General features: G+C 63.9%; 13 protein-coding genes and 1 tRNA gene. 11 read left to right on the forward strand and 3 right to left on the reverse strand.

Going from position 1 to position 13,375, the window contains the following annotated elements:
• Positions 1-94: 94 nt before the first annotated feature.
• On the reverse strand, positions 95-265 hold the full coding sequence (locus JQ632_RS37930) for a hypothetical protein (protein ID WP_212407835.1): 171 nt from the start codon (positions 263-265) through the stop codon (positions 95-97).
• A gap of 333 nt (positions 266-598) precedes the next feature.
• Between JQ632_RS37930 and JQ632_RS37935 the strand changes: the two genes are divergently transcribed.
• From JQ632_RS37935 to JQ632_RS37955, 5 genes are all read left to right on the forward strand, one after another.
• Complete coding sequence (locus tag JQ632_RS37935; RefSeq protein WP_212407823.1) at positions 599-1,360, forward strand: Sir2 family NAD-dependent protein deacetylase; 762 nt, start codon at positions 599-601, stop codon at positions 1,358-1,360.
• A gap of 195 nt (positions 1,361-1,555) precedes the next feature.
• Positions 1,556-2,221: a cold-shock protein gene (locus JQ632_RS37940; RefSeq protein ID WP_212407824.1), complete on the forward strand. Its 666-nt coding sequence runs from the start codon at positions 1,556-1,558 to the stop codon at positions 2,219-2,221.
• A 141-nt stretch (positions 2,222-2,362) separates the two neighbouring features.
• Positions 2,363-2,845 (forward strand): DUF192 domain-containing protein, encoded by a 483-nt coding sequence (locus tag JQ632_RS37945; protein WP_212407825.1) that lies wholly within the window; start codon positions 2,363-2,365, stop codon positions 2,843-2,845.
• 73 nt (positions 2,846-2,918) lie between these two features.
• A tRNA-Pro gene (locus tag JQ632_RS37950) sits at positions 2,919-2,995 on the forward strand.
• Positions 2,996-3,690: 695 nt separating this feature from the next.
• The gene (locus JQ632_RS37955; protein ID WP_212407826.1) at positions 3,691-3,882 is read left to right on the forward strand and encodes a hypothetical protein; all 192 of its coding nucleotides are present in this window, start codon (positions 3,691-3,693) and stop codon (positions 3,880-3,882) included.
• A 90-nt stretch (positions 3,883-3,972) separates the two neighbouring features.
• Here the strand turns inward: JQ632_RS37955 and JQ632_RS37960 are convergent, their stop codons facing one another.
• Positions 3,973-5,145 carry an OpgC domain-containing protein gene (locus tag JQ632_RS37960; protein ID WP_212407827.1) on the reverse strand — a complete coding sequence of 391 codons (1,173 nt, stop codon included), beginning with the start codon at positions 5,143-5,145 and terminating at the stop codon, positions 3,973-3,975.
• 273 nt (positions 5,146-5,418) lie between these two features.
• Here JQ632_RS37960 and JQ632_RS37965 point away from each other — a divergent pair, with 273 nt between their 5' ends.
• Together JQ632_RS37965 and JQ632_RS37970 are read left to right on the forward strand one after the other, a co-directional pair.
• Positions 5,419-5,724 carry an ETC complex I subunit gene (locus JQ632_RS37965; protein ID WP_212407828.1) on the forward strand — a complete coding sequence of 102 codons (306 nt, stop codon included), beginning with the start codon at positions 5,419-5,421 and terminating at the stop codon, positions 5,722-5,724.
• A gap of 112 nt (positions 5,725-5,836) precedes the next feature.
• A complete protein-coding gene (locus tag JQ632_RS37970) occupies positions 5,837-6,328 on the forward strand; it encodes an Lrp/AsnC family transcriptional regulator (protein WP_212407829.1) in 492 nt (163 codons plus the stop codon).
• On the opposite strand, the gene JQ632_RS37975 is transcribed toward JQ632_RS37970, so the two are convergent.
• Positions 6,325-7,353: an AraC family transcriptional regulator gene (locus JQ632_RS37975; RefSeq protein WP_212407830.1), complete on the reverse strand. Its 1,029-nt coding sequence runs from the start codon at positions 7,351-7,353 to the stop codon at positions 6,325-6,327. The two genes, JQ632_RS37970 and JQ632_RS37975, sit on opposite strands and share 4 nt — an antisense overlap.
• A gap of 103 nt (positions 7,354-7,456) precedes the next feature.
• On the opposite strand from JQ632_RS37975, the gene JQ632_RS37980 reads away from it, so the two are divergent.
• From JQ632_RS37980 to JQ632_RS37995, 4 genes are all read left to right on the forward strand, one after another.
• Positions 7,457-8,629: an isovaleryl-CoA dehydrogenase gene (locus JQ632_RS37980; RefSeq protein WP_212407831.1), complete on the forward strand. Its 1,173-nt coding sequence runs from the start codon at positions 7,457-7,459 to the stop codon at positions 8,627-8,629.
• A gap of 90 nt (positions 8,630-8,719) precedes the next feature.
• Entirely contained in the window at positions 8,720-10,324 is a 1,605-nt protein-coding gene (locus JQ632_RS37985) for a carboxyl transferase domain-containing protein (protein ID WP_212407832.1), read from the forward strand.
• A 4-nt stretch (positions 10,325-10,328) separates the two neighbouring features.
• Positions 10,329-12,332, forward strand: a complete 2,004-nt coding sequence (locus tag JQ632_RS37990) for an acetyl/propionyl/methylcrotonyl-CoA carboxylase subunit alpha (protein WP_212407833.1) — start codon at positions 10,329-10,331, stop codon at positions 12,330-12,332.
• 7 nt (positions 12,333-12,339) lie between these two features.
• A complete protein-coding gene (locus tag JQ632_RS37995) occupies positions 12,340-13,251 on the forward strand; it encodes a hydroxymethylglutaryl-CoA lyase (protein WP_212407834.1) in 912 nt (303 codons plus the stop codon).
• Positions 13,252-13,375 lie beyond the last annotated feature (124 nt).

The following is a 13,375-nucleotide window of genomic DNA, read 5'->3' on the forward strand; positions in this document are numbered from 1 at the left end:
AGCGAACCGCCGTATACGGACCCGTACGTACGGTGGTGTGGGAGGGGAGGAGCTGCGAGGCTCCCCCCTATCCCGATTCGATCGCATGAGGCGATCACGGCCAAAGCGACGGCCGCTCCACCTTGCGGGCATTCTCCAGCGTGGACACGAAGTACTCTTCGCGCTCGCGCTTGAACTTTTCCTGCGTTGCGCGGAAGGCTGCGACACGTGCGGCGATTTCGTCTCGCTCGCGTGCTTTGCGTTGTTCTTCTTCGGTCATGCCCATCCCTTTCTTCACGACTACCGACCCTTACCACCGACTCCCCCCGCGTTGCCGAAGCAGCGCGTCGAGTCGAATCTTGCGACATCCATTGGTGACTTCGATTGGGGCGTCAATGGGGACGATGCAGCGCAGGATTGTGATCTGCGAGGGGCGGAAAAAATTTCCCAGTCACGGCTCGCGATGACGGTGGATAAGAGCGGCAGCATCATTGTCGCTCACAGGTCTTGCCGCTAGCCGGACCGCAAATCATCGCCAGCAAATCGGCCGGCGAGGCACCGCTGGCCGCATCCGATACCGGACGCTATAGATGGCATCGTCGACAGGGATGGCATGCCCATGATTGCATCGGATTTGCGCAGCGGCGTTGAGCGGCTCGGCGACATGATCGCAGCGGCGAAGACCATCGTGCCCTTCACCGGCGCCGGCATCTCGACCGAATGCGGCATTCCCGACTTCCGCTCACCGGGCGGTGTATGGACGCGCAACCGCCCGATCCCGTTCGAGGAATTCGTCGCGAGTCAGGGCGCGCGGGACGAGGCATGGCGCCGCCGTTTCGCGATGGAGGACACCTTTGCCGCGGCCAAGCCGGGCCGGGGGCACCGGGCGCTGGCCTCGCTCTACCGAGCCGGCAAGGTTCCCGCCGTCATCACCCAGAACATCGACAATCTGCATCAAAACTCCGGCATTGCGCCTGACGATGTCATTGAACTTCACGGCAATACCACATACGCGCGCTGCATCGGCTGCGGCGTGACCTACCAGCTCGACTGGGTGAAGCAGCGCTTTGACGCCGACGGCGCCGCGCCCGACTGCACCGTATGCGCCGAGCCGGTGAAGACGGCGACCGTCTCGTTCGGACAAGCGATGCCGGAGGATGCGATGCAGCGCGCCACCGAACTGTCACAGCATTGCGACCTCTTCATCGCCATCGGTTCCTCGCTCGTCGTGTGGCCGGCGGCCGGCTTTCCGATGATGGCCAAGAATTGCGGCGCGCGGCTCGTGATCATCAATCGCGAGCCGACCGATCAGGATGACAGCGCCGACCTTGTGATCCGTCACGACATTGGTGAGACGCTTGGTCCGTTCGTAGGCAATTGATGCCGGCTTGATTCGCTGCTGTGCAAGCTGTTCATAGGTTCCGGCGAATCTCTTTTTTGTCTATGCGCCGCAACCGGGAGTGTTATCTTTTGATTAAGAGATTCGTGTGGCGTCGCGGTGAGAAGTTCTCGATCGGACGCGTGATTCGGCACCGTCACTGCGACGGGGTGCAATGGATGTGTGGGGTCCGGGGTTATGGGGTCGTCGGACGGATTTGAGTCCAAGAAGGTCGGAGTTCCCGTGCCAGGCGGTACTGGCGCCGGGCGTCTTGCACCGGGTGAGCTCGGAAATGCCGGCCGCGATCCGGCACTCAACCCCTTCACCGGTCTTGGTGAAGCGAGCGCCAACCTCGTTGAGGTGACCGGCGTCATCAAATGGTTCGACGCCTCGAAGGGGTACGGCTTCATCGTTCCCGACAATGGCTGGGCCGATGTGCTTCTGCATGTGACCGTGCTGCGGCGCGATGGCTTTCAGACCGCCTATGAGGGCGCCCGCATCGTCGTCGAGTGCGTGCAGCGCGCCAAGGGCTACCAGGCCTTCCGCGTGGTCTCGATGGACGAGTCCACCGCGATCCATCCGGCGCAGATGCTGCCGCCGCGCACCCATGTCACGGTGACGCCGACCTCGGGCCTCGAGCGGGCGCAGGTCAAGTGGTTCAACCGGCTGCGTGGCTTCGGTTTCCTGACTTGCGGCGAGGGTACGCCCGACATCTTCGTGCATATGGAGACGCTGCGCCGCTTCGGCATGACCGAATTGCGGCCCGGCCAGTACGTGCTGGTCCGCTATGGGCCGGGCTCCAAGGGCATGATGGCGGCGGAGATCCATCCCGAAACGGGATCACCGGGGCTGTCGTCCCACTGACGGCCCGACCAGGCCAGAAGCTCCACCAATCGTGAGCGCGTGCGCACCCAGACGGCGGTATGGGCCGTCTGGCAATTGCCATGATCGCCGGGTTAGGATGAGTTCCAATCCCGTTACGCCGCTGGCGATGAGTACCGTCCCATGAGTCCTGCCCGAAATCCCGCCTGGTCCCTTGTCCGGGGATGGTTTGCTGCTGTCCTCGTCGCTGCGGCCTTTGCCGTCGCGGGCGCCGTCCAGGCGGCCAATTTTCAGCCGCTCGAAATCGCCACCAAGAGCGGTGTGCAGGTGTTCGCCGTGGAGATGGCGACTACCGAGGAGGAGAAGCAGACCGGCCTGATGTACCGCAAGGAACTCGCGGACGGGAAGGGCATGCTGTTCGACTTCTCGCCCGAGCAGGAAGTGACGATGTGGATGAAAAACACCTACATCTCGCTAGACATGATCTTCATCCGCGCCGACGGGCGCATCCTGCGGATCGCCGAAAACACCGAGCCGATGTCGACCAAGATCATTCCGTCCGGAGGCCTTGCCAAGGCCGTGCTGGAGGTGCCGGCGGGGACGGCGCAGAAATATGGCATACGGCCCGGCGACCGCGTGGCGCACCCGCTATTCGGCGGCAAATAGGGGCCTGCTCGGCGTCGATTGCCGCCTTGCTGGCGGCCCGTGAAGCGTGTATCGACGGGACCTGCTGGACATTCGGGGTATAGCGCAGCCTGGTAGCGCGGCAGTTTTGGGTACTGCAGGTCGTTGGTTCGAATCCAGCTGCCCCGACCAGCCCAACCCAACTACAAATATTCGCTACTCGTGTCGCTCGCCTTATGCGTGATTTTTTCGCGCTGCTGCGGGCGGTTACACCGCTTGCCGCGCGAAGAGATTACCAAAGCTTCATCGAACCTTTGGTCCGGCCGGCAGACTCATGGATGCTGGGGGATTTCAGGGCCCAGCGTATAAACCGGCGCCGCCCAGCGAAAATATTCCGCTTGGCGGCGTCGCGCATTTTGATGCCGTCTTAGCCCGAGGCGTACCAGCCGTCCGGAAACGGAAACAGCGGCCAGGCGACGTGGTTGTCGTTGGCGGCTCTGGGAGATTTTGGGGCGTCCGGCTTGACGGGCGCAGGGCGCGGCGCAGAGGCGACGGCCAAGCGCAAATATGTACATTGCAATTTCATGGGTGCTTCAACCCGAGCAGTACGTCTTTGCAAAATTCAATTTCAGTTCGAAAACGTTACGCGATGCGCGCTTACTCAAATCATGTGCGCATTTTAGAAGAGACGCGCGCGCGCTTCAACAGGCGCGGCGGAAATCCCCATCACAAGTAAGGTTGATCGGTTAGGTTAAGCGGGGGCTTTTGTTGCGGCCAGCCCGACGATCGCTATCAGATCGGCGCGATACGCGGCGCTCCGCCCAATGACGAGGCTCACACGACGTCACGTTCGCCGCGGTGCTTCGTTTGTTGCGAGTAACGCCCCAATGGCTTTCGACCGTGTTCTGCGAAACCCCAATCCGCGCTCCAGTTGGGCGGAGATCTGGCATCTGTGGACCGTGATCGTGCCGCGACGCTCGATCAATGGGCAATTGGTGTTCGGCAGGGTCTGGCGCCGGCACGATGGCCGCAACTGGATTTACAAGAAGTTCGTTGAATACAGCGACGAAGCGACCTGAGCAGCCGCGCGCGTCTCGCGAGGATATTCCCGGAAAGCAAACGGGCGCGCCGGCAACCGGCGCATCCTTGCGTGAACTGGCGATATGCGCTCAGCCCGAAGTCGCAGGCGCCGGTGCCTTCGGCGCGGTCGGTTTCAGCGGCTTGTCCTGTCGCTTCGACCACGAGATGTAGTAGGCGACCGTTGTCATGAGCGCGATGCCGGCGATGCTGACGAGGATCTGTGTCAGCAGCGAGCCCGAGCTCAGCGACAATGCGAAATGGCCGACGAAGGACAGGAACACGCCGACGCAGAACACGGCAAGCGACTGTTGTCCGCAGACGATCAGCGGATCGAACACCTTCCACTCCAGCGCCGGCCAGTCCTTCGGCACGAAGCGGATCACCAGGATCACGATCACGACGAAATGCAGGAAGCGATACGGCGCGAGATTGGTCTTGTCGTTTGGATTGAAGGTCGAATAGAGCCAGTGCGGGAACATCGCGCCGAAATCCGGGAAGCGGCCGGCCATCGTCATGATCAGCGCGAGCAGCATATAGCCGAGGCAAAGATAGAGTGTGATCGGCGACATGATCAGCGCCATCGATCGTCCCGCGCCGCCAAGCGCGCACCAGGCTCCGAACACGAACAGCACCTGCCAGGCGAACGGGTTGAAGTACCAGGTGCCGGCCGGATAGGCGGTGAAATTCCAGCCGAAGTAGCGGGCCGCCAGCCACAGAGCGATGGAGAGGCCCATCGTCAGGTCAGGCTTGCGCAGCATGAACCACAGCACCGGGGGAAACAGGCCCATCAGCACGATGTAGAGCGGAAGCACGTCGAGATTGAGCGGCTTGAAGCGCAGGAACAGGCCCTGCCGCAGCGTCTCGGTGGCGTGGTCGACGAGGCCTGCGACATTGAACTCGTCGATCATGTCGGAATCGCCGAAGCGCAGCGCCAGATAGCTGATCGCGGCGATGTAGATCACGAACAGGATGATGTGCGCGACGTAGAGTTGCCAGACGCGCTTGGTCAGCCGGGTGGCGCCGACGATGAAGCCGCGCTCCAGCATCATCCGGGCATAGACGAAGGTGGCGGTGTAGCCGGAGATGAAGACGAACAGGTCGGCTGCGTCGGAAAAGCCGTAATTCCGCGTCGTGATCCAGTTCACGACGTTGTCGGGAATATGGTCGAGGAATATCGCCCAATTGGCGACGCCGCGAAACAGGTCGAGCCTGAGGTCGCGGCCTTTTTCGGGGAGCGTTGCGTTGATGTTCAGGAAGGCCATTCGACGGGAGCTTTCGAAGAGGAGACCGGAGAACACGAGCGTCGGTGGATCGGCCGCAGCCTGGGAGGCAGGCTCCCTGCCTGGGGAAGGCGGGGCACGAGATTGTCACGGCGCGGCATAATGACTATACCCATCGGCAAGGTCACCCAAGGGATGGCGGAATCACCGATCAAATTCCCGAAAGGTGTCTCTATACTATCCCGGTGCTTTCTACCAACTGCCTCGGTGACGCACAGGTTTAGGCAAACAGAACTTAAGGGATCCGGCCGTCCAATGACCGCGCGCATTTTCAAGCCCGCCAAGAACGCGATGCAATCGGGCAAGTCCAAGACCCGGGAGTGGCAGCTCGATTACGAGCCGGAGCAGCCGCGCGCGGTCGAGCCGCTGATGGGCTGGACCTCGTCCGGCGACATGAAGCAGCAGATCACGCTGCGCTTCCACAGCAAGGACGAGGCGGTCGCCTATTGCGAGCGCAAGGGCATTGCCTACCAGGTGATCGAGCCCCAGGAGTCGGTCCGCCGTCCCGTCGCCTATGCCGACAATTTCTCCTTCCGCCGCGGCGAGCCCTGGACGCACTAACTCACGTCCGGAGTGGCTTGGACGCACCTGCGATAGGCCCTGCCGGGCCTTGGCAGCGATTCCGCCGCATGCTTCGCTGTTACAAGCATGACGGGACCGTGACGGGGTGGCCATGGCGGAGCGCGACCAGCTCGACAGTGTCGATCTGAAGATATTGTCCGAACTCCAGGCGGACGGCCGCGTTCGTAACAACGAGCTGGCGCTGCGCGTCGGCGTCTCCGCGCCCAATTGCCTGCGGCGGCTGAAATCCCTGTTCAGGCGCGGTGTGGTCAAGGCCGTCCGCGCCGTCATCGACGAGCGGCTGTTGGGCTACGAGGTCGTGTCCTTCGTCGCCATCCAGCTCGGCAGCCAGGCCCAGCCCGTGCTGGAAGCCTTTGAGAGCTCGATTGCGGTCGTGCCGCGCATCCAGCAGTGCTGGCGCATCTCGGGCGATACCGACTATCTCCTCAAATGCGTGGCGCCGAGCGTGGAGAGCATGCGCCAGCAGCTCCTGCATTTCGCGGCGATGCCGAACGTTAAGAACGTGCGCAGCTTCCCGGTGCTGGGGGTAGCGAAGGATGTCCCGCTGCCGGTGCAGGAGGTGGCGACGGCCCAGGCCGGTTAACGTGACTTGCCGCGAAACTCGCGCGGCGAAGTTCCGGTCCAATTGCGGAAAGCGCGCGAAAAACTCTTCTCGTTGCGGAAGCCCGCGAGCTCGGCGATCCGCTTGATCGGCGTACGGCTGCGCATCAGTTCGGATCTGGCGAGTTCGAGCTTTGTCTCTTCCTTCAACGCGCGCAGCGACGTGGATTCTTCGCGGAGGCGGCGGTGCATGGTGCGGGTCGATAGCGCAAGCTCGGCTGCGACGTCCTCCGCGCCGACGATGCGTCCCCGCGCGTTGCGCAACACGCGTCTCACGCGCTCGACCAGCAGACGGTCGCGGCGGTAGGGCAGCACTGTCAGGCGCAGTGCGCCCTTCAGCATCTCGTCGAGGTCGTCGGGGCTGCGGGTGAGCGGCAGCGACAGATAACGCTTGTCGAAGGTGATGGCTGCGCGTGGCGCCTTGAAGTGGACCGTCTTGCAGAAGATGGTCGGATACACCGAGACATGTCGCGGTTCGCGGTAAGGAAATTCCGCCGAGCGAAGCGCGATGGCGGAGTCGATTGCCCAGCAGGAATAGCCGAGGACGTAGCGGAGCAGTGTGACGAGGCAGAACTCGCGCAAGGGGCCGAGGTCGCGCTGCTCGCGGATGGAGATGATTGCGGCCTCGTCGCCGATCGTGAGTTCGAACAGCACATCCTCGGTCAGATAGCGGTGGTGCCGGCACCAGCGCTTGAGCGCGACCTCGAGATTGGGCGCGGTGATCGAGGCGCGGCACAGCATGCCGTAGCTGCCCCAGGGTAGGCGCCGCGAGAACCAGCCGAGCGCCTCGTCGTCGAGCTCGCGCATCGCGTGGCCCGCCAGGGCCTCGAATTGCGCCGCAGTGACCCGGGCGTCGGCCGATGAAAGCAGGCTTTCCGGCACCTGACCCCTGGCGAGCGCGCCGGCCGGATCGCTGCCATATTTGGCATAGGCCGCGACCACGCCGCGGACGAAGGCGGCCGGCGTCACGGCGCGGCGGGGCGTCGCTGCGGAGGCTTGGAAAGGCATGCGGAACCTTCGCCAACTATGGCGGAAAATGCAACCTTTTCGACAGACAGGATACCGGGCTAAGACTAGGGTCGGCGGGAGATAAAAAACGGAGGAGCAGCCCTTGAACATCCCGAGCATCGACTTCGATCTGGGCGAGGACATCGCGATGCTGCGCGACACCGTGCGCGCCTTCGTGGAGGCCGAGGTTGCGCCGCGTGCCGCCGAGGTCGAAAAGGCCAATCTGTTCCCGGCCGACCTCTGGAAGCGCTTCGGCGATCTCGGCCTGCTCGGCATGACCGCGCCCGAGGAATATGGCGGCTCGAACATGGGCTATCTCGCCCATGTCGTGGCGCTGGAGGAGATTTCGCGCGGCTCGGCCGCGATCGGCCTGTCCTACGGCGCGCATTCCAACCTCTGCGTCAACCAGATCCGCCGTAACGGCAATGACGCGCAGCGCAAGCGCTATCTGCCAAAGCTGATCTCCGGCGAATATGTCGGCGCGCTCGCGATGTCCGAGCCCGGCGCCGGCTCCGACGTCGTCTCGATGAAGTTGCGCGCGGACAAGCGCGGCGACCGCTACGTGCTCAACGGCTCCAAGATGTGGATCACCAATGGCGGCGATGCCGACGTTCTCGTGGTCTACGCCAAGACCGATCCGGAAGCGGGGCCGCGCGGCATGACCGCCTTCCTGATCGAGAAGGGTTTTAGGGGTTTCACCCACGGCCAGCATCTGGACAAGCTCGGCATGCGCGGCTCCAACACCTATCCCTTGTTCTTCGACGAGTGCGAGGTGCCGGCCGAGAACGTGCTGGGCAATGTCGGCGAAGGCGTCAAGGTTTTGATGTCCGGTCTCGACTATGAGCGCGCCGTGCTGTCCGGCGGCCCGCTCGGCATCATGGCGGCCTGCATGGATGTGGTGGTGCCCTACATGCACGAGCGCAAGCAGTTCGGCCAGCCGATCGGCGACTTCCAGCTCATGCAGGGCAAACTCGCCGACATGTATTCGACCTGGCAGGCCACACGCGCCTATGTCTATGCCGTCGGCCGCGCCTGCGACCGCGGCGGCCATGCCCGCACGCTGCGCAAGGACGCCGCTGCCGCGATCCTCTATTCGGCCGAGAAGGCGACGTGGATGGCGGGCGAGGCGATCCAGGCGCTCGGCGGCGTCGGCTACACCAGCGAGTTTCCGACCGGGCGTCTGTGGCGCGACGCAAAGCTCTACGAGATCGGCGCGGGCACCTCGGAAGTGCGCCGCATGCTGATCGGCCGCGAGTTGATGGCGGAGACGGCGTAAGCCGCAACGCAATTGGAACTGCCGCGAAAATGCTCCAGCCTTTCGCGGCACCATTCCCTTAACCGCTCCCCACCAACAAGCGCGGGAAACATGCTGCTCCATTCCAGTACCGATCCATCGTCTCAGGATTTCGCGCGCAATGCGGACGCCATGCGCGCGCTCGTTGCCGACCTGCGCGAAAAACTCAGCCAGGTCGCCGGCGGCGGCGGCGAGGCCTCGCGTAACCGCCATACGTCGCGCGGCAAGATGCTGGCGCGCGAGCGGGTCGATCTGCTGGTCGACCCCGGCACCTCGTTCCTGGAGCTCTCGCCGCTGGCCGCCTATGGCCTCTATGGTGGCGACGTGCATTCGGCGAGCGTCGTCACCGGCGTCGGACGCATCTCCGGCCGCGAATGCGTCATCGTCGCCAACGACGCCACTATCAAGGGCGGCACCTACTATCCGATGACAGTGAAGAAGCATCTGCGCGCGCAGGACGTGGCGCGGCAGAACAATCTTCCTTGCGTCTACATGGTGGATTCCGGCGGCGCCTTCCTGCCGATGCAGGACGAGATCTTCCCGGACGAGCGCCATTTTGGCCGCATCTTCTACAACCAGGCGCAGATGTCCTCGCAGGGCATTCCGCAGATCGCCATTGTCATGGGCTCCTGCACCGCAGGCGGCGCCTATGTGCCGGCGATGTCGGACGAGAGCATCATCGTGCGCAATCAGGGCACCATCTTCCTCGGCGGCCCGCCGCTGGTGAAGGCCGCGACCGGCGAGGTCGTGAGCGCGGAGGAACTCGGCGGCGCCGACGTGCATTCGCGGCAATCGGGCGTCACCGACCATTACGCCCAGAACGACGCGCATGCGATCGGCATCGCCCGGCGCATCGTCGGCACCTTGAAGCCGCCGGCGCGGCCGAACCTCAACATGCACAAGCCGCGCGAGCCGCTGTTTGCGGCGGAGGAGATCTACGGCGTGGTGCCCGTGGATGGACGAAAACCGTTCGATGTCCGCGACATCATCGCGCGCATCGTCGATGGCTCCGAATTCGACGAGTTCAAGAAACTCTACGGCACGACGCTGGTCTGCGGCTTCGCCCATATCTGGGGCTATCCGGTCGGCATCATCGCCAACAACGGCATTTTGTTCAGCGAGAGCTCGCTGAAGGGCGCCCATTTCATCGAGCTGTGCTGCCAGCGCGGCATTCCGCTGGTGTTCTTGCAGAACATCACGGGTTTCATGGTCGGCAAGAAGTACGAGGCTGGCGGCATCGCGCGCGACGGCGCCAAGCTCGTGACCGCAGTTGCGACCGCCTCGGTGCCAAAGTTCACCGTGGTGATCGGCGGGTCCTACGGCGCCGGCAATTACGGCATGTGCGGGCGTGCCTACGGCCCGCGCTTCCTCTGGATGTGGCCGAACGCCCGCATCTCCGTGATGGGCGGCGAGCAGGCCTCGATGGTGCTGAGCCAGGTCCGCCGCGACAATATCGAGGCCAAGGGCGATAGCTGGTCGAAGGAGGAGGAAGAGAAGTTTCGCAGCCCGATCCGCGCGCAATATGAAAGCCAAGGGCACCCGTACTACGCCACCGCGCGTCTCTGGGATGACGGCGTGATCGATCCCGCCGACACCCGCCTCGTGCTCGGCCTCGGCTTGTCGGCGGCCGCCAACGCTCCGATCGAACCCACCAAATTTGGCCTGTTCAGGATGTAATGCGATGGACCGCTCAAGACTTTACCGGCGCTTTCGCACGCTCCTGATCGCCAACCGCGGCGAGATCGCCTGCCGCGTCATCCGCACCGCCCGCGACATGGGTCTGCGCACCGTCGCCGTCTATTCGGAAGCCGACCGCGACGCGATGCATGTCGCACTCGCCGACGAAGCCGTGCTGCTCGGCCCCGCACGTGCCCGTGACAGCTATCTCAACGTCGAGCGGCTGATCGAGGCCGCGCGCAAGACCGGCGCCGAAGCCGTGCATCCCGGCTACGGCTTCCTGTCCGAAAATGCCGAGTTCGCACAGGCCTGCCTGAACGCGGGCCTCATCTTCGTCGGTCCGACGGCGGAGATGATGACGGCGATGGGCTCAAAGTCGGGCTCCAAGGCGCTGATGGAAAAGGCCGGCGTGCCGCTGGTGCCGGGCTATCACGGCGAAGCCCAGGACGAGGGCACACTCTCGAAGGCGGCCGAGAAGATCGGTTTCCCCGTCTTGGTGAAGGCGTCGGCCGGCGGCGGCGGGCGCGGCATGCGCATCGTGCGCTCAGCAGCCGAACTTGGGCCTGCGATCGTCAGTGCCAAGCGCGAAGCAAAAGCTGCGTTCGGCGACGACACCATGCTGATCGAAAAGTATGTCGACAATCCCCGCCACATCGAGGTGCAGGTCATCGGCGATAGCCACGGCAATCTGTTGTCGTTGTTCGAGCGCGAATGCACGTTGCAGCGCCGGCACCAGAAGGTGATCGAGGAGGCGCCGTCACCGACGCTCAACGCCGCCCAGCGCGAGACGGTTTGTGCGGCCGCGCGCAAGGCGGCAGGCGCGGTGAACTATGTCGGCGCGGGCACCATCGAATTCGTCTCCGATGGCAAGGACGTGTTCTTCATCGAGATGAACACGCGGCTCCAGGTCGAGCATCCCGTGACCGAGCTGATCACGGGGATTGACCTCGTCGAATGGCAGTTGCGCGTCGCGTTCGGCGAAAATGTGCCGCTCAAACAGCACGAGATCCGCCTCAACGGCCACGCTATCGAGGCCCGAGTCTATGCCGAGAATCCGACCAAGAATTTTATGCCGTCGGTCGGCAAGATCTCGACCTGGCGGCTGCCAGAGGAAACCGGCGGCCTGCGTATCGATGCCGGCTATCGCGAGGGCGATGCGGTTTCGCCGTACTACGACGCGATGCTGGCAAAGATGATCGCCTGGGCGCCGACGCGCGATGCAGCGATCGAGCGTCTGAACCGCGGGCTCGAGGGGGCCGATGTCCGCGGCATCGTCACCAACATTCCCTTCCTGTCGGCGCTGATGTCGCATCAAAAGGTGCGGTCGAACGCGATCGACACCGGCTTCATCGAGCGCGAGCTTGCCGGCCTGACGGCGGCCGGAGCTGCACCCGGGGAGCTTGAGCTGTGCGCGGCCGTTGCGGCGATCGTCATGGACGAGCGCCGGGCGGCGTCGGCCGAGTCGCATTCGCCCTGGCAAACCTTTGGCTGGATGCCGGTTGGCCGGCGGCAGCGCAGCTTTTCCTTCCGTGTCGGGCACGGGCCCGAGCAGAAGATCACGCTCAACTATGGCACCGGTCCGTCGACGCTGGTGATCGGCGAGCGCGAGCTTGCCTTTGGGATCGCGCCACGCGAAGGCGGGTTTGATCTGACTCTCGACGGGGTCAAATCGCAGGTTGCCGCCGTGATCGACGGCCACGAACTGTACCTGCGCACCCGCAACGGCCGGTTCGACCTGCATTGGGTCGATCCGTTCGGCGGCGAGTCCGAGGAGCATGTCGGCGAGGACAAGATCGCAGCGCCTCTGCCGGGGACGGTGGTTGCCGTGCTGGCGGAGGAGGGCGCGACACTCGAAAAGGGCGCGGCCATCCTGACGCTGGAAGTGATGAAGATGGAGCAGACGCTGCGCGCTCCGTTTGCGGGCGTGCTGAAGGCGATCAAGTGCAAGGTCGGCGACATCGTCCAGGAGGGCGTCGAGCTTGCCGAGGTCGAGCCAATTGGCGAGTGAGGCTGCCATGAGCGATCAGGTCCGCATCATCGAAATGGGGCCGCGCGACGGCCTTCAGAACGAGAAGACGCCCGTCAACGTCGAGGCGCGCATCGCCTTCGTCGAGTCGCTGGTTGCGGCCGGTCTGCACACGGTCGAGGTCGGCGCGTTCGTGTCGCCCAAGGCGATTCCGCAGATGGCGAGTTCTGATCAGGTGCTGCGAGGCGTGGCCCACGTCAAGGGCGCGGAATTCCACGTGCTGGTGCCGAACGAAAAGGGTTATGACGCCGCGCGCGCGGCCGGTGCTCAGGTCGTGTCCGTGTTCGCGGCGGCCTCTGAAGGCTTTTCGCGCGCCAACATCAATTGCACGGTTGCGGAGTCCATCGAGCGGTTCAAGCCGGTCCTGGCGCGCGCCAGGGCTGACGGTGTCAAGGTGCGCGGCTACATCTCCTGTGTCCTGGGTTGTCCGTTCGACGGCGAGATCAAGCCGAAGGCGGTTGCTGATCTCGCGAAAACCTTGTGGGACCTCGGCTGCTACGAAATCTCGCTCGGCGACACCATCGGTGTCGGTACGCCCGTCAAGGCGAAGGAGATGCTGCGCGCGGTTGCCGCCCACATTCCGACGGCAAAGCTCGCGATGCACTTCCACGACACCTACGGCCAGGCGCTCGCCAATCTCTATGCCGGGATGGAAGAGGGCGTCCGCGTGATCGATGCCGCCGCCGGCGGGCTCGGCGGCTGCCCCTACGCACCGGGCGCAACAGGCAATGTCGCGACCGAAGACGTCATCTACATGCTCGAAGGCATGGGGATCAAAACCGGGATCGACATGGACAAGCTGCTGGCGGCGACCAACGAGATGAGCCGGTTGCTAGGCAAACCGCCGGTGAGCCGCGTTGCGTCCGCGCTGAATGCGAAGAAGAAGCGAGCAGCTTCGTAGGGTGGGTTACGCCGAGCGGACTACGCTTCGCGCAGCCGCAGGGCTAACTTTGGTCTCTCAGGAGGTTGTCCATCTGGTCTGAACCGAGGAAGCTGAGGTTGCGAAGCTTCAGTGTTCCAGGGAG

This window comes from Bradyrhizobium liaoningense (assembly GCF_018130955.1).
Taxonomy (GTDB): Bacteria; Pseudomonadota; Alphaproteobacteria; order Rhizobiales; family Xanthobacteraceae; genus Bradyrhizobium; species Bradyrhizobium liaoningense_C.